General features: G+C 55.8%; 17 protein-coding genes, 1 tRNA gene and 2 rRNA genes. 13 read left to right on the top strand and 7 right to left on the bottom strand.

Translation table 11 applies throughout. The features are described from left to right. Positions 1-46 precede the first annotated feature (46 nt). From mreB to KHQ24_RS14840, 3 genes are all read right to left on the bottom strand, one after another. On the bottom strand, positions 47-1,090 hold the full coding sequence (mreB, locus tag KHQ24_RS14850; RefSeq protein ID WP_002918653.1) for a rod shape-determining protein MreB: 1,044 nt from the start codon (positions 1,088-1,090) through the stop codon (positions 47-49). A 305-nt stretch (positions 1,091-1,395) separates the two neighbouring features. Beyond that, on the bottom strand, positions 1,396-3,336 hold the full coding sequence (gene csrD / locus KHQ24_RS14845) for an RNase E specificity factor CsrD (RefSeq protein ID WP_004206243.1): 1,941 nt from the start codon (positions 3,334-3,336) through the stop codon (positions 1,396-1,398). Between the two features lie 79 nt (positions 3,337-3,415). Next, the gene (locus tag KHQ24_RS14840) at positions 3,416-3,607 is read right to left on the bottom strand and encodes a hypothetical protein (RefSeq protein WP_017899936.1); all 192 of its coding nucleotides are present in this window, start codon (positions 3,605-3,607) and stop codon (positions 3,416-3,418) included. 231 nt (positions 3,608-3,838) lie between these two features. On the opposite strand from KHQ24_RS14840, the gene msrP reads away from it, so the two are divergent. The 10 genes from msrP (at position 3,839) to fis (ending at position 12,305) form a co-directional block, all read left to right on the top strand. Beyond that, on the top strand, positions 3,839-4,840 hold the full coding sequence (gene msrP / locus KHQ24_RS14835; protein ID WP_017899937.1) for a protein-methionine-sulfoxide reductase catalytic subunit MsrP: 1,002 nt from the start codon (positions 3,839-3,841) through the stop codon (positions 4,838-4,840). Then, entirely contained in the window at positions 4,840-5,439 is a 600-nt protein-coding gene (msrQ, locus tag KHQ24_RS14830) for a protein-methionine-sulfoxide reductase heme-binding subunit MsrQ (RefSeq protein WP_004206245.1), read from the top strand. The genes msrP and msrQ overlap by 1 nt, the downstream gene beginning before the upstream one ends. Positions 5,440-5,671: 232 nt before the next feature. Further along, positions 5,672-6,124 carry a type II 3-dehydroquinate dehydratase gene (gene aroQ, locus KHQ24_RS14825; RefSeq protein WP_004206246.1) on the top strand — a complete coding sequence of 151 codons (453 nt, stop codon included), beginning with the start codon at positions 5,672-5,674 and terminating at the stop codon, positions 6,122-6,124. A gap of 22 nt (positions 6,125-6,146) precedes the next feature. Next, the gene (gene accB, locus KHQ24_RS14820) at positions 6,147-6,614 is read left to right on the top strand and encodes an acetyl-CoA carboxylase biotin carboxyl carrier protein (protein ID WP_004206250.1); all 468 of its coding nucleotides are present in this window, start codon (positions 6,147-6,149) and stop codon (positions 6,612-6,614) included. Positions 6,615-6,624: 10 nt separating this feature from the next. After that, positions 6,625-7,974 carry an acetyl-CoA carboxylase biotin carboxylase subunit gene (gene accC / locus KHQ24_RS14815; RefSeq protein ID WP_004174096.1) on the top strand — a complete coding sequence of 450 codons (1,350 nt, stop codon included), beginning with the start codon at positions 6,625-6,627 and terminating at the stop codon, positions 7,972-7,974. A 110-nt stretch (positions 7,975-8,084) separates the two neighbouring features. Next, a complete protein-coding gene (locus tag KHQ24_RS14810; protein ID WP_211777339.1) occupies positions 8,085-8,327 on the top strand; it encodes a DUF997 family protein in 243 nt (80 codons plus the stop codon). Next, positions 8,317-9,768 carry a sodium/pantothenate symporter gene (gene panF / locus KHQ24_RS14805; protein ID WP_017899938.1) on the top strand — a complete coding sequence of 484 codons (1,452 nt, stop codon included), beginning with the start codon at positions 8,317-8,319 and terminating at the stop codon, positions 9,766-9,768. The genes KHQ24_RS14810 and panF overlap by 11 nt, the downstream gene beginning before the upstream one ends. Before the next feature lie 11 nt (positions 9,769-9,779). Beyond that, positions 9,780-10,661: a 50S ribosomal protein L11 methyltransferase gene (gene prmA / locus KHQ24_RS14800; protein ID WP_004144971.1), complete on the top strand. Its 882-nt coding sequence runs from the start codon at positions 9,780-9,782 to the stop codon at positions 10,659-10,661. A gap of 357 nt (positions 10,662-11,018) precedes the next feature. Further along, on the top strand, positions 11,019-11,984 hold the full coding sequence (gene dusB, locus KHQ24_RS14795; protein ID WP_004144972.1) for a tRNA dihydrouridine synthase DusB: 966 nt from the start codon (positions 11,019-11,021) through the stop codon (positions 11,982-11,984). 24 nt (positions 11,985-12,008) lie between these two features. After that, a complete protein-coding gene (gene fis, locus KHQ24_RS14790) occupies positions 12,009-12,305 on the top strand; it encodes a DNA-binding transcriptional regulator Fis (RefSeq protein WP_000462905.1) in 297 nt (98 codons plus the stop codon). Positions 12,306-12,389: 84 nt separating this feature from the next. Here the strand turns inward: fis and envR are convergent, their stop codons facing one another. Further along, positions 12,390-13,043 carry an acrEF/envCD operon transcriptional regulator gene (gene envR, locus KHQ24_RS14785; RefSeq protein WP_211777338.1) on the bottom strand — a complete coding sequence of 218 codons (654 nt, stop codon included), beginning with the start codon at positions 13,041-13,043 and terminating at the stop codon, positions 12,390-12,392. A gap of 375 nt (positions 13,044-13,418) precedes the next feature. Here envR and KHQ24_RS14780 point away from each other — a divergent pair, with 375 nt between their 5' ends. The 3 genes from KHQ24_RS14780 to KHQ24_RS14770 all read left to right on the top strand — a co-directional run bounded on the left by KHQ24_RS14780 (position 13,419) and on the right by KHQ24_RS14770 (position 18,197). After that, positions 13,419-14,558 (top strand): efflux RND transporter periplasmic adaptor subunit, encoded by a 1,140-nt coding sequence (locus KHQ24_RS14780; protein WP_004206259.1) that lies wholly within the window; start codon positions 13,419-13,421, stop codon positions 14,556-14,558. Between the two features lie 12 nt (positions 14,559-14,570). After that, the gene (locus KHQ24_RS14775) at positions 14,571-17,681 is read left to right on the top strand and encodes an efflux RND transporter permease subunit (protein WP_004206260.1); all 3,111 of its coding nucleotides are present in this window, start codon (positions 14,571-14,573) and stop codon (positions 17,679-17,681) included. A 294-nt stretch (positions 17,682-17,975) separates the two neighbouring features. Continuing rightward, positions 17,976-18,197 carry a membrane protein gene (locus KHQ24_RS14770; protein ID WP_004206262.1) on the top strand — a complete coding sequence of 74 codons (222 nt, stop codon included), beginning with the start codon at positions 17,976-17,978 and terminating at the stop codon, positions 18,195-18,197. 227 nt (positions 18,198-18,424) lie between these two features. Here the strand turns inward: KHQ24_RS14770 and rrf (KHQ24_RS14765) are convergent. The 3 genes from rrf (KHQ24_RS14765) to rrf (KHQ24_RS14755) all read right to left on the bottom strand — a co-directional run bounded on the left by rrf (KHQ24_RS14765) (position 18,425) and on the right by rrf (KHQ24_RS14755) (position 18,784). Beyond that, a 5S ribosomal RNA gene (rrf, locus tag KHQ24_RS14765) occupies positions 18,425-18,540 on the bottom strand. Positions 18,541-18,578: 38 nt separating this feature from the next. Further along, positions 18,579-18,654: transfer RNA gene (locus tag KHQ24_RS14760), tRNA-Thr, on the bottom strand. A 14-nt stretch (positions 18,655-18,668) separates the two neighbouring features. Then, a 5S ribosomal RNA gene (rrf, locus tag KHQ24_RS14755) occupies positions 18,669-18,784 on the bottom strand. Positions 18,785-18,830 lie beyond the last annotated feature (46 nt).

The following is an 18,830-nucleotide window of genomic DNA, read 5'->3' as shown; positions in this document are numbered from 1 at the left end:
TAAAGACCTGGGGCAGCGGGTAAGCCACCCCGGACCTTCAGGCTGACTACTCTTCGCTAAACAGGTCGCCGCCGTGCATGTCGATCATTTCCAGCGCCTTGCCGCCGCCACGCGCTACGCAGGTCAGCGGATCTTCAGCAACCACGACTGGAATACCGGTTTCTTCCATTAACAGACGGTCCAGGTTGCGCAGCAGCGCACCACCGCCGGTGAGAACCATCCCGCGCTCGGAGATATCAGACGCCAGTTCCGGCGGGCACTGCTCAAGGGCAACCATGACCGCGCTCACGATGCCGGTCAGCGGCTCCTGCAGCGCTTCAAGAATTTCGTTTGAGTTCAGGGTGAAACCGCGTGGCACGCCTTCCGCCAGGTTACGGCCGCGCACTTCAATTTCACGCACTTCATCGCCCGGATAAGCCGAACCGATTTCATGTTTGATACGCTCAGCGGTCGCTTCACCGATCAGGGAGCCGTAGTTACGACGCACGTAATTGATGACGGCTTCGTCGAAACGGTCGCCGCCGATACGCACGGAAGAAGAGTAAACCACGCCGTTCAGGGAGATAACCGCCACCTCGGTGGTACCGCCGCCGATATCCACCACCATGGAACCGGTCGCTTCAGAAACCGGCAGGCCAGCGCCGATCGCGGCCGCCATCGGTTCTTCAATCAGGAACACTTCGCGAGCGCCTGCGCCCTGCGCGGATTCACGGATAGCACGACGCTCAACCTGGGTGGCGCCAACCGGCACGCAGACCAGTACGCGCGGGCTCGGGCGCATAAAGCTGTTGCTGTGCACTTGTTTGATAAAGTGCTGCAGCATCTTTTCCGTCACGAAGAAGTCAGCGATAACGCCGTCCTTCATCGGGCGAATCGCCGCGATATTACCCGGGGTACGGCCGAGCATCTGCTTCGCTTCATGACCCACGGCGGCGACGCTTTTCGGCGATCCGGCACGATCCTGACGAATGGCCACCACGGAAGGCTCATTCAATACGATGCCTTGTCCTTTTACGTAAATAAGGGTATTCGCGGTACCCAGGTCAATGGACAGGTCATTGGAAAACATGCCACGAAATTTTTTTAACATACTAAGGGATAATCCTGAAAGCTGGGGCGGAAAACAAAATCCGCTTACTTTACCAACCACACGCAGCAGCGACAAGGCGCAAAAATCACCTGCTGCGGTGAAAATTAGTGCAGTTCATTTCCTTTGTTACAAATTTTTCCGACTCCGTTCATTGCTGAAATCTTCAGCAGCGCTCCACGCCTGAATTTGTAACCTGTCAAAGGAGGGTCACTGGCATTTACATTGCGATGATCCGGCAGGTAGACAAGCACACCCCCTTCACGATGGCGCGCGTTATTCTACGTGAAATCACGCTAAACGGCAGATCAAACCGAGTATCTTTGCGAATATTTTTTCACATTTGTGTCAAGTGGCTGTGAGGCGGCAAAAAATTCCCCCTGCCCGCCCGTGACACCGCATTGGGACAGTACCAGCCACTCGCTGCGGCTGCGTACGCCCGTCGCAAAAACTTGCATAGGCATGCCTTTACAGGCTTCCACCAGGCTTTGCACCAGCAGCTGGTTCTCGCTGCGCTTTTCGATGTTGCGCGCCAGCCCCGGATGCAGTTTGATCAGCTCCGCATCCAGCTGCTTGATCCAGCTAGTTCCCACCAGGGTTAACCCTGCCTGAACCACCGCCACCCGAACGCCAAGCGCGTTAACCAACCGCATAACCGGCTGCAGACGGCCGATATATTGACAAACATCTGCCTCAGCAAGTTCAAAAATAATCCGCTGACGCTGCGATTTTTCGCACTGCATCAGAGCATCACGCAGCCAGCGCTGGAATCGCGGACGGATCAGCGACTCCACCGACAGCTGGAGCGCCAGATTCTCCTCGGGCCAGAAGCCTAAAAATGGCAGCAGGCGCGTCACCTGCAGGCGGTCATACTCCTCCGCCAGGCCAAACTGCAGCACCATCGGCATATACTCGGCGGCGATCACCTCTTCCTTACCGTCGTACATCCGCGACATCAGTTCACGGTGATGCACCCGGCCATCGCGAGTGACGGCGGGTTTCTGATACAACCGCGGCCCGCCGCGGCTCAGCATCTGTTCGATCAGCGTCCGCCAGCGAACGTTGCCGCGGCCTTTCTCCGGAAGGGTATCGTCATAGACCGACCAGCTGTTGCTGCCCTGCAGCACCGCGTTGCGCGTTGCTGCTTCAGCATGTTCCATCACTTGCGCCGCCGATTGTCCACTGCGGAAAGAACAGATGCCGATATGCATCATATCGTCACGATCGAGAATGCGCGTCGGAGGCAGCGCGTCCATGGCCTTCAGCAACAGTCCGGCGATGCTATCCGCCTCTTTTAACGTGCGGTGCGGCAGCAGCACGGCGAAGTCGCTACGGTGATAGCGGGCCAGCAGCGCGCCAGGGTAACGCATAATAAAGGTAGAGAGCAGGTTGATTAGCGTGAAGTAATGTTCTTCGGCCGCCGCTCGTCCCCAGTTGTCCCGCAGCAGATCAAACTCCGGCAGACGGATCATCATCACGATGCCGTACGCCCCCACCTTCTCCTGATCTTCCAGCAGCGTGGCCAACTGATTGTCAAAAAACAGGCGATTGTTCAGCCCGGTTTTGGAATCCTGTGCCGCATAGGAGCGAATCAGCGTATCCATCCGGCTGCGCTGATCGCTGGCGAATTGCAGCTCCGACAGCAGCATATCCAGCGCGCTACTGGTGCTGGCAGGCCATTCATAGACTGACCCGCGCACCTGCGGCCCGCGCTCGCCGCTCAGGATGCGCGTGGAACGAAGCTCAAGCAGCTCCTGACCTGCCAGCTGGCGGCGTATCCAGCGGACGGCGAAGAAAATAATCACCACCATGAAGCCGATGGAGATCGACAGCGGGGCGGTGATTGACAGCGAACGGAAATAGTTCACCATCGGGTCAACGTAGACCAGATGCAGGGTGATACCGGGATGTTTCAACGACGGGACCGTGATCTCACGGAATTGCTCATGACTGCCCAGCGGGCGGTAGCTGTCGGTTCGGGAGTGGCTGTAGAGCGGTTTACCGTTAAGCATGAAATCGATATGCACGATCTCTATCGGCGTCATCAGCTCATCCAGCTGCGGCTCAAGCTTATCAAAAGAGGTGGTGATGAGCCGGTTATCCAGCATGGTCGCCACCGCCTGAACCCGGTTTTCGACCTTGTTCTCAATGCCGTTGTAAAAACTCAGCGAAGCGCCAATCAGCGTGACAAAGATGGTCAGGCTAGTTAGCAGCGTGATAAAGGCTGAGAACTTCGTCGTTAATCGCATCCCTGTGTTAACTCCGCGAGTGAATGACTGCCCGATGAACCATCAGGCTCCCGTGCCGGCGCGCGCCTTGACGCTAGCATTAACCTTTTAAAGCGCGACGCATACTATCAAAGATGGCGAGTCTGGCAATGGAATGCGTATTATCGGCGAAAGTATGCCGATAGCGAGTATAGTCGGCAGAAAAAATTTGCCAAACGCCGCCCGCCTGCGGCCTGCGCCAGAAGCGCTTTAATTTTAGACGCTGGATGGCAAACCCGCGCCAGCGGCGCACATTATTGCTAATTTTCCATCCTGCCAGCCTCCCGCCCGCTTTTTTCCCCTGCTAAAGATGCCGGGTCAGGCGCGTTAAAGGAAACGTCTTGCGCCACTTTCCGATGATTCCTGGACGACCGCGCCCCAGCTTCGGCGGTGGCGAATGCGCCTAATGTGCAATTTTTCGTGACATATTCGCGATTCATCGCCGCCTCCGTCATGCTTAGGGAAACGCATGACGGAGGACACCATGAAAAGAAAAAAACTGACGGAAGCCGACGTCACGGCCGAATCCGTTTTTATGCTCCAGCGGCGCCAGGTGCTGAAAATGCTGGGCATCAGCGCGACCGCCCTTTCGCTTCCCGCCGCCGCACAGGCCGACCTGCTGGACTGGTTTAAAGGCCACGACCGTCCGCCAGCCCCGGCGGGCAAGGCCCTGGACTTTGCTAAACCCGCTGAATGGCAGGCTAACCTGACGCTTACTCCGGAAGATAAAGTCTCCGGCTACAATAACTTTTATGAATTCGGCCTCGATAAAGCCGATCCGGCGGCGAACGCGGGTAGCCTGCGCACCGATCCCTGGACGTTGACCATCGGCGGTGAGGTGGCGAAGCCGCTGACCCTTGACCATGACGATCTGACCAAACGCTTCCCGCTGGAAGAGCGTATTTACCGTATGCGCTGCGTGGAAGCCTGGTCGATGGTGGTCCCCTGGGTCGGCTTCCCGCTGCATAAGCTGTTGGCGCTGGTGGAGCCCACCAGCAACGCGCGCTATGTGGCCTTCAAAACCCTCTATGCCCCGGATCAAATGCCCGGGCAGAAAGATCGGTTTATCGGCGGCGGGCTCGCTTACCCTTACGTGGAGGGGTTGCGGCTGGATGAAGCGCTGCACCCGCTGACGCTGCTCACCGTCGGGGTGTATGGCAAAGCACTGCCGCCGCAAAACGGCGCGCCGGTCCGCCTTACCGTGCCGTGGAAGTACGGTTTCAAAGGCATTAAATCCATCGTCAGCATTGAACTGACCCGCGAGCGGCCACCGACCACCTGGAACCTCGCGGCGCCGGACGAATACGGCTTCTTCGCCAACGTCAATCCGCACGTCGATCACCCCCGCTGGTCACAGGCTAGCGAGCGGTTTATCGGTGCCGGCGGCGTGCTCGATGTGAAACGTCAACCGACGCTGCTGTTTAACGGCTATGCCGACGAGGTGGCGTCGCTGTATCGCGGCATGAATCTGCGGGAGAACTTCTAGTGCGTTTCACCGTCAAACAGATCGCCTGGTTGAAGGTTTTACTTCATCTGGCGGGGTTTTTGCCGCTGGTCTGGTTATTCTGGGCCGGGCACCAGGGCTACTTTAGCGCCGATCCGGCCAAGGATATCCAGCATTTTACCGGCAGGATGGCGCTGAAGTTTCTGCTGGCGACGCTGCTGGTCTCCCCGCTGGCGCGCTACGCGAAACAGCCATTATTGATTCGCGTTCGCCGCCTGTTAGGTTTATGGTGTTTCGCCTGGGCGACCCTGCACCTGACCAGCTATACCCTGCTGGAGCTGGGCATTAACAATCTGGCGCTGCTGGGCTCGGAGATTATCAACCGCCCCTATCTGACGTTAGGCATGGTCAGTTGGGCGATCCTGCTGGCGCTGGCGGCGACGTCGACGCAGGCGATGCAGCGAAAACTGGGCCGCCGTTGGCAACTTTTACACAACTTCGTCTATCTGGTGGCGATCCTCGCGCCGATTCACTACCTGTGGTCAGTGAAGATCCTCTCACCGCAGCCCATCATTTATGCCCTGCTGGCAGTCGCGCTCCTGGCATGGCGTTACAAGAAGTTTCGCCAGTGGTGGCGCTGAATCCGGTAATGTGCAGTTTCCCGCAGATCCTTTATCAACCGCGACTCTTTTTAAGATAGCGGTTGATAATCTTCCCTGATAAGACCAGTATTTAGCTGCCAATTGCTACGAAATCGTTATAATGTGCGACTTTGGCTTTCCTGACAGGGTTTTCTGACCCTGAAAAGGTGACAAGGGCGCATTGAAGGTATATGTTGTTTTTTACCCGAAAATGGCAGGAGATGGCCACACGATGGCAGACAAGTTTCACATTTTGCTTTTGAATGGTCCAAACATTAACATGCTCGGTACCCGCGAGCCAGAGAAGTATGGATCTCTCACGCTGGCTGAGATTGTTAACCATTTAACATCTGAAGCAGCGGCGCTGAATGTGAGCCTGGATCACCTGCAGTCCAACGCGGAGCATGCGTTAATCGACCGAATTCATCAGGCTAAAGACAACGTGGACTATATCCTGATTAATCCGGCCGCGTTCACGCATACCAGCGTAGCAATCCGTGACGCGTTGCTTGCCGTGAACATCCCGTTTATCGAGATTCACCTGAGCAATGTGCATGCACGCGAACCCTTCCGCCAGCATTCGTATCTGTCAGATATCGCCGCTGGCGTTATCTGCGGACTGGGGGCGGACGGCTATTCATACGCTTTACAGACGGCGGTAAAACGCCTGTCACAATCACACTAAACAAAGAGTACGGAACCCACTCATGGATATTCGTAAGATTAAAAAACTGATCGAGCTGGTTGAAGAATCAGGTATCTCCGAACTGGAAATTTCTGAAGGCGAAGAGTCTGTTCGCATCAGCCGCTCTGCACCGGCCGCAAGCTATCCGGTTATGCAGCAGGCTTATGCTGCGCCGATGATGCAGCCTCAGGCACCTGCCGCCGCGGCTGCCGCGCCAGCTGCAGCAGCAGAAGCGCCGGCAAAAGCGGAAATCAGTGGTCACATCGTACGTTCCCCGATGGTTGGTACTTTCTATCGTACGCCAAGCCCGGACGCGAAAGCGTTTGTGGAAGTTGGCCAGAAAGTTAACGTGGGCGACACCCTGTGCATCGTCGAAGCGATGAAAATGATGAACCAGATCGAAGCCGACAAAGCCGGCGTGGTGAAAGCCATTCTGATCGAAAGCGGCCAACCGGTAGAATTCGACGAGCCGCTGGTAGTTATCGAGTAACGAGGCGAACATGCTGGATAAAATTGTCATCGCTAACCGTGGCGAGATCGCACTGCGCATCCTGCGTGCCTGTAAAGAACTGGGCATCAAGACCGTTGCTGTGCATTCCACCGCGGATCGCGATCTAAAACACGTATTGTTAGCGGATGAGACGGTCTGCATCGGTCCGGCTCCGTCCGTAAAAAGCTATCTGAACATCCCGGCTATCATCAGCGCCGCTGAGATCACCGGCGCGGTAGCAATTCACCCGGGGTATGGCTTCCTCTCTGAGAACGCCAACTTTGCTGAGCAGGTTGAGCGCTCCGGCTTTATCTTCATCGGCCCGAAAGCCGACACCATCCGCCTGATGGGCGACAAAGTGTCCGCGATCACCGCCATGAAAAAAGCCGGCGTCCCGACCGTACCCGGTTCTGACGGCCCGCTGACCGACGACATGGACGCTAACCGCGCCCATGCCAAACGCATCGGCTATCCGGTGATCATCAAGGCCTCCGGCGGCGGCGGCGGTCGCGGTATGCGCGTTGTGCGCAGCGATGCTGAACTGGCCCAGTCCATCTCCATGACCAAAGCGGAAGCCAAAGCGGCTTTCAACAACGACATGGTCTACATGGAGAAATACCTGGAAAACCCGCGTCACATCGAAATTCAGGTGCTGGCGGACGGTCAGGGTAACGCTATCTATCTGGCTGAACGTGATTGCTCCATGCAGCGCCGTCACCAGAAAGTGGTCGAAGAAGCGCCGGCGCCGGGCATCACCCCGGAACTGCGTCGCTACATCGGCGAGCGTTGCGCGAAAGCCTGTGTCGATATCGGCTACCGCGGGGCGGGTACCTTTGAGTTCCTGTTCGAAAACGGCGAGTTCTACTTCATTGAAATGAACACCCGTATCCAGGTAGAGCATCCGGTAACTGAAATGATCACCGGCGTTGACCTGATCAAAGAGCAGCTGCGTATCGCAGCCGGTCAGCCGCTGTCCATCAAGCAGGATGAAGTGGTGGTTCGCGGCCATGCGGTGGAATGCCGTATCAACGCCGAAGACCCGAACACCTTCCTGCCGAGCCCGGGTAAAATTACCCGTTTCCACGCGCCGGGCGGCTTTGGCGTGCGCTGGGAGTCCCATATTTACGCCGGTTACACCGTACCGCCGTACTATGACTCCATGATCGGCAAACTGATCTGCTACGGCGAAAGCCGTGACGTGGCGATTGCCCGCATGAAGAATGCGCTGCAGGAGCTGATCATCGATGGCATCAAGACCAACGTCGATCTGCAGATGCGCATTATGAGCGACGAGAACTTCCAGCATGGTGGCACCAACATCCACTATCTGGAGAAAAAACTCGGCTTGCAGGAAAAATAATTCTGCATTCTCAGCAAAAGGCCGGATTTTCCGGCCTTTTTTCTTTTTCTCTCTCCTCATCTATACCATGCGGTACAATCCCCGCTTTCTTCATCCTCAAGGGACAAAAAATGGACAAACGCTTTGTTCAGGCCCACAAAGAAGCGCGCTGGGCGCTGTGGCTGACCCTTCTCTATCTTGCCGCCTGGCTGGCCGCCGCCTATCTGCCGGGGGTGGCTATCGGTTTTACCGGCCTGCCCTACTGGTTTGAAATGGCCTGCCTGCTGGTTCCGCTGCTGTTTATTCTGCTGTGCTGGGCGATGGTCAAACTGGTTTTTCGCGACATTCCTCTGGAGGACGATGATGCAGTTTGAGGTCATTATTCCCCTGATCGCCTATCTGGTGGTGGTGTTCGGCTTATCCCTTTACGCCATGCGAAAACGAGCCTCAGGAAACTTTCTGAATGAGTACTTTCTCGGCAGCCGCTCGATGGGCGGCTTCGTGCTGGCCATGACGCTAACCGCCACCTATATCAGCGCCAGCTCATTTATCGGCGGACCCGGCGCCGCCTATAAATACGGCCTGGGCTGGGTGCTGCTGGCAATGATCCAGCTTCCCGCCATCTGGCTGTCGCTGGGCGTACTGGGAAAAAAATTCGCCATTCTTGCGCGCCGTTACAACGCCGTCACCCTCAATGACATGCTGTTTGCGCGCTACCAGAGTCGTCTGCTGGTCTGGCTGGCCAGCCTGAGTCTGCTGGTAGCCTTCGTTGGCGCCATGACCGTCCAGTTTATCGGCGGTGCCCGCCTGCTGGAGACGGCTGCGGGTATTCCCTACGATACCGGTCTGCTGATCTTCGGCATCAGCATCGCGCTGTATACCGCTTATGGCGGCTTTCGCGCCAGCGTGCTCAACGACACCATGCAGGGCATGGTGATGCTGATCGGCACGATCGTGCTGCTGGTGGGGGTGATCCACGCCGCCGGCGGGATTGGCCATGCGGTAGAGACCCTGCAGTCGATCGATGTCAAGCTGGTGTCCCCTCAGGGGGCGGAAGATATCCTCTCACCAACCTTTATGGCCTCGTTTTGGGTGCTGGTCTGCTTCGGCGTGATAGGCCTCCCGCATACCGCCGTGCGCTGTATCTCCTACAAAGACAGCAAAGCCGTGCATCGCGGCATCATTATCGGCACCATCGTGGTGGCGATCCTGATGTTTGGCATGCACCTGGCCGGCGCGTTAGGTCGGGCGGTGATCCCTGACCTCACCGTACCGGATCTGGTGATCCCGACGCTGATGGTCAAAGTGCTCCCGCCCTTTGCGGCAGGGATCTTTCTGGCCGCGCCGATGGCGGCGATTATGTCGACGATCAATGCCCAACTTCTGCAAAGTTCCGCTACGATCATCAAGGATCTGTATCTGAACTGGCGTCCGGATCAGGCGACTAACGAAAAGCGGCTAAAACGCATGTCCGCCGGCATTACGCTCCTGTTGGGTGTCCTGCTGCTGCTCGCGGCCTGGCGACCGCCAGAGATGATTATCTGGCTGAACCTGCTGGCCTTCGGCGGCCTGGAAGCCGTCTTTCTGTGGCCGCTGGTGCTGGGCCTGTATTGGGAACGTGCCAACGCGGCTGGCGCGCTGAGCGCGATGATCGTGGGTGGTGTACTGTATGCCGTACTGGCCACGCTGAAAGTGCAGTTTCTCGGCTTCCATCCGATCGTTCCCGCGCTGCTGCTGAGTTTACTGGCGTTTGTGGCAGGGAATCGTTTCGGCCGTCCCGCACCACAGCCACCTATTTTGACTACTGATAAATAAAGAGTTTTGCTATGCCATGGATCCAACTGAAACTAAATACCACCGGCGCGAACGCTGAAGATCTTAGCGATGCGCTGATGGAGGCCGGATCGGTCTCGATCACCTTCCAGGATACGCACGATACGCCGGTATTTGAGCCGTTACCCGGGGAAACCCGGCTGTGGGGCGACACCGACGTGATTGGCCTGTTCGATGCCGAAACCGATATGAAAGCGGTCGTTGCCCAACTGGAGCAGCACCCGCTGCTGGGCGCCGGATTCGCGCATAAGATCGAGCAGCTGGAAGATAAAGACTGGGAGCGGGAATGGATGGATAACTTCCATCCGATGCGCTTCGGTGAGCGGCTGTGGATCTGCCCGAGCTGGCGCGACGTTCCGGATGAAAATGCCGTCAACGTGATGCTCGATCCGGGTCTGGCCTTCGGTACCGGCACGCACCCGACGACATCCCTGTGCCTGCAGTGGCTCGATGGACTCGACCTCAACGGAAAAACGGTCATTGATTTCGGCTGCGGTTCCGGCATCCTGGCGATTGCCGCGCTGAAGCTGGGAGCCGCAAAAGCGATCGGCATTGATATCGACCCGCAGGCTATTCAGGCCAGCCGCGATAACGCACAGCGTAACGGCGTCTCTGAGCGTCTGGAGCTCTATCTTCCTCAGGACCAGCCCGAGTCGATGAAAGCCGACGTCGTGGTCGCCAATATCCTGGCTGGCCCGTTACGTGAGCTGGCGCCGTTAATCAGCGTCCTGCCCGTTTCAGGCGGTTTGCTGGGGCTTTCCGGCATCCTTGCCAGCCAGGCGGAGAGCGTCTGTGAAGCCTACGCCGATCTCTTCACCCTTGACCCGGTGGTCGAGAAAGAGGAGTGGTGCCGGATCACCGGCCGGAAAAACTAAGTGCAATGCGGCCTGTGGGCCGCATTTTTGTTTCCAGTAGCCACCAAATAATGCCAGGAAATGAGAGGCAGATCGCACTACAGAGCACTTTTTTGACTATAAAAACAGCGTTTTATATCGCCTGGTAGCGAGTTTGTCTAAGAAAAATCGAGAAGTTTTATGATTTTATAAATGGACACAAATTATCCATCAGCCATTAAATCAATGATTAATATAAGTATTTATTCATCCCTTTTACGTTAGTCCCGGATTCATTGATCTGCAACAGAGGATTGCTCAAAGTTTGGCCTTTCATCTCGTGCAAAAAATGCGTAATATACGCCGCCTTGCAGTCACAGTATGGTCATTTCTTAACTCATGCGCATCGGACACCACCAGCTCAGAAATCGCCTGATCGCAGCGCCCATGGCTGGCATTACTGACAGACCATTCCGGACGCTGTGCTACGAGATGGGAGCGGGTTTAACCGTTTCCGAGATGATGTCCTCTAATCCACAGGTGTGGGAGAGCGACAAGTCCCGTTTACGGATGGTGCATATTGATGAGCCCGGTATTCGTACCGTGCAAATCGCCGGTAGCGTGCCGGAAGAGATGGCTGCCGCCGCGCGGATTAACGTGGAAAGCGGCGCCCAGATTATTGATATCAATATGGGATGCCCGGCGAAAAAGGTGAATCGCAAGCTTGCAGGTTCAGCCCTCTTGCAGTACCCCGACCAGGTGAAGTCGATCCTGACGGCGGTCGTGAATGCGGTGGACGTTCCTGTGACTCTCAAGATTCGCACCGGTTGGGAACCGGAACACCGTAACTGCGTAGAGATTGCCCAACTGGCCGAAGAGTGTGGCATTCAGGCTCTGACTATTCACGGACGCACCCGCGCCTGCTTGTTTAACGGAGACGCTGAGTACGACAGTATTCGGGCAGTTAAGCAGAAAGTTTCCATTCCGATTATCGCGAATGGCGACATTACTGACCCGCTTAAAGCCAGAGCTGTGCTCGACTATACAGGGGCTGATGCCCTGATGATAGGCCGTGCAGCTCAGGGAAGACCCTGGATCTTTCGGGAAATCCAGCATTATCTGGACACTGGAGAGCTGCTGCCCCCGCTGCCGCTGGCAGAGGTCAAGCGCTTGCTTTGTGCGCACGTTCGGGAATTGCATGACTTTTATGGTCAGGCAAAAGGGTACCGAATCGCGCGTAAACACGTCTCCTGGTATCTTCAGGAACATGCTCCAGATGACCAGTTTCGGCGCACATTCAACGCCATTGAGGATGCCAGCGAACAGCTGGAGGCGTTGGAGGCATACTTCGAAAATTTTGCGTAATAGAAATAAAGAGCTGACAGAACTATGTTCGAACAACGCGTAAATTCTGACGTACTGACCGTTTCTACCGTTAACTCTCAGGATCAGGTAACTCAAAAGCCCCTGCGTGACTCGGTTAAACAGGCACTGAAGAACTATTTTGCTCAACTGAACGGTCAGGATGTGAATGACCTGTATGAGCTGGTACTGGCTGAAGTTGAACAGCCCCTGTTGGACATGGTGATGCAATACACCCGTGGTAACCAGACCCGCGCTGCCCTGATGATGGGCATCAACCGCGGTACGCTGCGTAAAAAACTGAAAAAATACGGCATGAACTGATACTAGTCAGTTGCTTGCTTGATATAAAAGGCGCTCTTCGGCATGGGGAAGCGCCTTTTTTATTACCTGCGACAGCGGGACACATCACTGATTCACCGCCCGCAGTACCGGCGCCTCCGATACATGAGCAGCACAGACTACCGCCATAACATTATCCACCAGCGCAGGCGCCTGCTGATAAAGATCGAAGCGTTGCGGATCGAGCAGCCAGTTTTTAATCAGCCCGGAAAAGGCGCTGTGTAAAACAATTAATATCACTTCAATATTTGTTTCGGCTGGCAATATATTGTTACGCACACAGCACTGAAGCATGCCGCCAATCAGCGAATAATTAAAGCCAATCCGCTGGCGAATTTCGTTTTCCGAAAGCATATCATTGGCAAACTCGCAGCGCTGATAAAGAATTTGCATCAGCGCGCGCTGGCGAGGATTCGCAGCAATATAGCGGAGCCCGGTAATAAACCGCTCGCGCAATGCATTTAACGGCTCCTGTTCATTCTCTGTTACGAGGCTATGCTGAATCAAATCCCTGAGCGGTGGCTGCTGCTGCCACATTTCATTAAACAGCTCAGTCTTACTGGCAAAATGCCAGTATACGGCGCCGCGGGTCACTCCCGCCGCATCAGCAATATCCGTCAGGGTTGTGTTGGTCACCCCCCGCAGGGCGAACTGCTGGATCGCGGACTCAATCAGGAGCTGCCGCGTGCGTAGCGCCTCTTCTTTCGTTTTTCTAGCCATACAAGCCCCTTCCCGTCAGACAGGTTATTCAGGATTTTCTGAAGATCGCTTAACCTAACATTTGTCATGGAATATTTTTTAGCAAAAATGCAGACAAGTTAATTCTGAAGCTGTCGCCAAATAAATTACCCAAAAGAATATTAATAAATAACCCATTCACTGAATTGATGTCTATTTATTAAGTTTTACAATTGAGGTAAATAGCAAAAAAATCCTGCGCGCTTTTTTGTTTTTGCGTGCCTTGCTGATTGCTCAAAAATAAGTATCCCTTACATCCAGCGGCGTTTATTTGTAGGATGGCAAACTGCTTTTTAATTCCCTCTTTCTTTCAAAGATTCGCCGCCGAATTTGGCACGTAATCTATAAGGAACCGCCATGACAACTCACGCCAGAGTGACACTTTTATCCGGTTTAATTATCTCGGCCTTATTGCTTACCGGCTGCGATAATTCGGACAACCCGCAACCCCATGCCCAGGCGCCGCAGGTGACGGTCCATGTCGTGAACAGCGCGCCGCTGTCGGTCACCACCGAACTGCCAGGCCGAACTTCAGCTTTTCGCGTGGCGGAAGTCCGCCCTCAGGTAAGCGGAATCATCCTGAAGCGTAACTTTGTTGAAGGAAGCGATGTCGAAGCAGGCCAGTCGCTCTATCAGATCGATCCGGCAACCTACCAGGCGGCGTGGAACAGCGCCAAGGGCGATGAGGCTAAAGCCGAAGCCGCAGCCGCCATCGCCCACTTAACGGTGAAACGCTACGTTCCGCTGCTGGGCACCAAGTATATCAGTCAGCAGGAATACGATCAGGCGGTGGCCACCGCCCGCCAGGCCGACGCTGACGTCATCGCCACCAAAGCCTCCGTGGAAAGCGCCCGCATCAACCTGGCCTACACCAAAGTGACCTCTCCCATTAGCGGACGCATCGGTAAATCGAGCGTCACCGAGGGAGCGTTGGTCACCAACGGTCAGTCGGATACCCTGGCTACCGTCCAGCAGCTCGATCCGATCTACGTCGACGTGACGGAATCCAGCAATGACTTCATGCGCCTTAAGCAGGAAAGCCTGCAACGCGGCGGCGACACCAAAAGCGTTGAGCTGGTGATGGAGAACGGTCAGGCCTATCCGCTTAAGGGTTCGCTGCAGTTCTCCGACGTGACTGTCGATGAAAGTACAGGTTCAATTACCCTGCGCGCTATCTTCCCTAACCCACAGCATATCCTGCTGCCGGGAATGTTCGTTCGCGCCCGCATCGATGAAGGCACCGATCCGCAGGCCATCCTGGTGCCGCAGCAGGGGGTGACCCGTACGCCGCGGGGCGATGCCTCCGTCATGCTGGTGAATGACAAAAACCAGGTTGAAACCCGTCAGGTGGTAGCTTCCCAGGCCGTGGGCGATAAGTGGCTTATCACCAGCGGGCTGAAGCCGGGCGATAAGGTGATTATCAGCGGCTTACAGAAAGTCCGTCCAGGCGTCACCGTTAAAGCAGAAGCGGAGCGTGCGGCACCGGTCGCACAATAAGGATACCCAGCCATGTCTAAGTTTTTTATCCATCGACCAGTCTTTGCCTGGGTGCTGGCGATCATCATGATGATTGCCGGAGGTCTGGCCATTCTGCAGTTGCCGATAGCGCAGTATCCGACGATAGCGCCCCCTGCGGTGGCGATCTCCGCTACCTATCCTGGTGCGGATGCCCAGACCGTGCAGGACACGGTCACTCAGGTTATTGAGCAGAACATGAACGGTATCGACAACCTGATGTATATGTCGTCGACCAGCGATTCCGCCGGCTCAGTAACCATCACGCTTACCTTTAAGTCCGGCACCGATCCGGATATCGCCCAGGTGCAGGTGCAAAACAAACTGCAGCTGGCCACCCCGCTGCTGCCTCAGGAAGTCCAGCAGCAGGGAATTAGCGTAGAAAAGTCCAGCAGCAGCTTCCTGCTGGTGGCCGGCTTTATCTCTGATAACCCGGTCACTACCCAGGACGATATTTCCGACTATGTCGCCTCTAATGTTAAAGATCCCATCAGCCGCCTCAACGGTGTGGGCGATGTCCAGCTGTTTGGCGCACAGTACGCCATGCGCATCTGGCTGGATGGCAACCTGCTGAACAAATACAACCTGACGCCAGTGGATGTCATTAATGCGCTGCAGGTTCAGAACGATCAGATCGCCGCCGGCCAGCTGGGCGGTACGCCAGCGCTAAAAGGCCAGCAGCTCAATGCGTCGATCATTGCCCAGACGCGGCTTAAAGATCCGCAGGAGTTTGGCAAGGTCACGCTGCGGGTCAATGCCGATGGCTCTGTCGTCCATTTGAAAGATGTCGCCCGCATTGAGCTGGGCGGAGAGAACTACAACGTCGTCGCCAGAATTAACGGTAAGCCCGCCTCTGGTCTGGGTATTAAGCTTGCGACCGGCGCCAACGCGCTGGATACCGCCACGGCGATTAAAGCGAAGCTGGCCGAACTGCAGCCTTACTTCCCCCAGGGAATGAAGGTGGTCTATCCGTACGATACGACCCCTTTCGTTAAAATCTCTATTCACGAAGTGGTCAAAACGCTATTTGAAGCGATTATTCTCGTCTTCCTTGTCATGTATCTGTTCCTGCAGAACATGCGCGCAACGCTCATTCCGACCATTGCCGTGCCCGTCGTGCTGTTGGGCACCTTCGCCGTACTGTCGATGTTTGGCTACTCCATCAACACCCTGACGATGTTTGGCATGGTGCTGGCGATAGGTCTGCTGGTCGATGACGCTATCGTCGTAGTGGAAAACGTTGAGCGCGTGATGGTTGAGGAAAAACTCTCGCCAAAAGAAGCGACGGAAAAGTCGATGTCGCAGATCCAGGGGGCGCTGGTGGGTATCGCCATGGTGCTCTCTGCGGTATTCGTGCCGATGGCCTTCTTCGGCGGTTCCACCGGCGCGATTTATCGCCAGTTTTCGATCACCATCGTTTCCGCCATGGCGCTCTCCGTGCTGGTTGCCCTGGTCCTGACGCCAGCGCTCTGCGCCACGTTGTTAAAGCCGTCCTCGGTCGAACACCATGAGAAAAAAGGCTTCTTCGGCTGGTTTAACGCCCGCTTTGACCAGAGCGTTAACCACTACACCAACAGCGTCAGCGGTATTTTGCGTGGAACCGGCCGTTACCTGGTGATCTATCTGCTGATCGTCGTGGGAATGGCCGTGCTGTTTATGCGTCTCCCGACATCCTTTCTACCCGATGAAGACCAGGGGGTCTTCCTGACCATGATCCAGTTGCCCTCCGGCGCCACCCAGGAGCGGACACAGAAAGTGCTGGATACCGTGACCGACTACTATCTGCATAACGAGAAGGCTAACGTCGACAGCGTCTTTACCGTGAACGGCTTCAGCTTCAGCGGCCAGGGGCAAAACTCCGGCATGGCGTTTGTCAGCCTGAAACCCTGGGAGGCGCGCAGCGGTGATGAAAACAGCGTGGAGTCCATCATCAAGCGAGCCACCGTGGCTTTCAGCCAGATCAAAGACGCCATGGTTTTCCCGTTCAACATGCCTGCCATTATTGAGCTGGGTACCGCCACCGGCTTCGACTTTGAGCTGATCGACCAGGGCGGGCTAGGTCATACCGCCCTGACGCAGGCGCGCAATCAACTGCTGGGCATGGTGAAACAGCATCCGGATCAGCTGGTGCGGGTACGGCCTAATGGGCTGGAAGATACGCCGCAGTTCAAACTGGATGTCGACCAGGAAAAAGCGCAGGCGCTGGGCGTATCGCTCTCCGATATCAATGAAACGATATCAGCCGCGCTGGGCGGGTACTACGTCAATGACTTTATTGACCGTGGTCGCGTCAAGAAAGTGTACGTCCAGGCTGATGCCCATTTCCGTATGCTGCCGAGCGACATTAACAATATGTATGTTCGTAGCGCCAATGGCGAAATGGTCCCGTTCTCCGCCTTCGTCACTTCGCGCTGGATTTATGGCTCGCCGCGTCTGGAACGCTACAACGGTTTACCCTCCATGGAAATCCTCGGTGAAGCCTCGCCGGGTAAAAGTACCGGGGAAGCCATGGCGCTGATGGAAGCGCTGGCCAGTAAGCTGCCGAGCGGCATTGGTTACGACTGGACCGGGATGTCTTACCAGGAACGCCTTTCCGGCAACCAGGCTCCCGCGCTTTATGCCATCTCGCTGATTGTCGTCTTCCTGTGCCTGGCGGCGCTGTATGAGAGCTGGTCGATTCCATTCTCAGTCATGTTAGTGGTTCCGCTGGGGGTGATCGGCGCGCTGTTAGCCGCCACGCTGCGTGGGCTGAATAATGACGTGTACTTCCAGGTAGGCCTTCTGACCACGATCGGTTTGTCGGCGAAGAACGCGATCCTGATCGTCGAATTCGCCAAGGATCTGATGGAGAAAGAGGGGAAAGGGATCATTGAAGCAACCCTGGAGGCATCGCGGATGCGCCTGCGACCCATTCTGATGACCTCTCTGGCTTTTATTCTCGGAGTCATGCCGCTGGTGATTAGCCATGGTGCCGGCAGCGGGGCGCAGAATGCGGTAGGTACCGGCGTCATGGGCGGGATGCTAACCGCGACACTGCTGGCGATCTTTTTTGTTCCGGTCTTCTTTGTGGTCGTCAGACGACGTTTTACCCGGCACGCTGAATAACCCGGCCTGGTTTTAAAGGCGCCCCCTGCGGGCGCTTTTTTTTTCGCCTGGCATATTAGCAACCCGCTCAGCTTCCCGCTATCTGACAACCTCTATCACATGCGGCAGCGCGGGGAGACGATCTTTCTCTCCATCTTTTCTGCATATTCCCCTGCTTATCTTCACGATATTTACGTGGCTCATATATTGAGATGATTTCGGCATCCGGGCCGGACAATCCGCGGTGATAAAATAAGCCATTCCGTTCTGCACTGGCTCTCAGTACAACCCTGCGGATTATCCAGAGGTAATATCATGAAAAAGTATTTAATCGTGGCGCTGCTGGCCTCTCTGCTGGCAGGCTGTGCCCATGACTCTCCCTGCGTGCCGGTTTATGACTCGCAAGGCCGCTTAGTCCACACCAATACCTGTATGAAGGGCACAACAGAAGACAACTGGGACACGGCAGGCGCGATCGCCGGGGGAGCCGCCGCGGTAGCCGGCCTCACGTTAGGGATCGTCGCGCTGACCCGTTAATTCACCCCCGACCAGCAGATACTGGGGCTAGCGTCGAACCTGTATCTGCTCTTCTGCGCATCATCCACATGACAACCGGGCAAATAAACTCTCTGTCCCTTGCTGCATTACGAGCAAATCGACTTTGACGGGTTTCCCCCTGGTGGCAGGACTGTTTATCAACAGATAACAGATAACACAAAAGCAGAAGGCCCAGTCTTTCGACTGGGCCTTCTGCTTTATTTGATGCCTGGCGATTCCCTACTCTCACATGGGGAGACCCCACACTACCATCGGCGCTACGACGTTTCACTTCTGAGTTCGGCATGGGTTCAGGTGGGACCGCCGCGCTATTGTCGCCAGGCAAATTCTTTACAACGTGCCGAACTTTAACCTAAAAAGTGGTGCTGATACCCAGAGTCGAACTGGGGACCTCACCCTTACCAAGGGTGCGCTCTACCAACTGAGCCATATCAGCACGCTAAATTTGATGCCTGGCAGTTCCCTACTCTCACATGGGGAGACCCCACACTACCATCGGCGCTACGGCGTTTCACTTCTGAGTTCGGCATGGGGTCAGGTGGGACCACCGCGCTAGTGCCGCCAGGCAAATTCTGTTTTGTCAGCACGTCCTGCGGACGCATCGACTAATCT

Source organism: Klebsiella sp. 54, from assembly GCF_018223875.1.
GTDB classification, from domain to species: domain Bacteria; phylum Pseudomonadota; class Gammaproteobacteria; order Enterobacterales; family Enterobacteriaceae; genus Klebsiella; species Klebsiella quasipneumoniae.
This window is presented reverse-complemented; position numbering and strand designations above follow the sequence as displayed.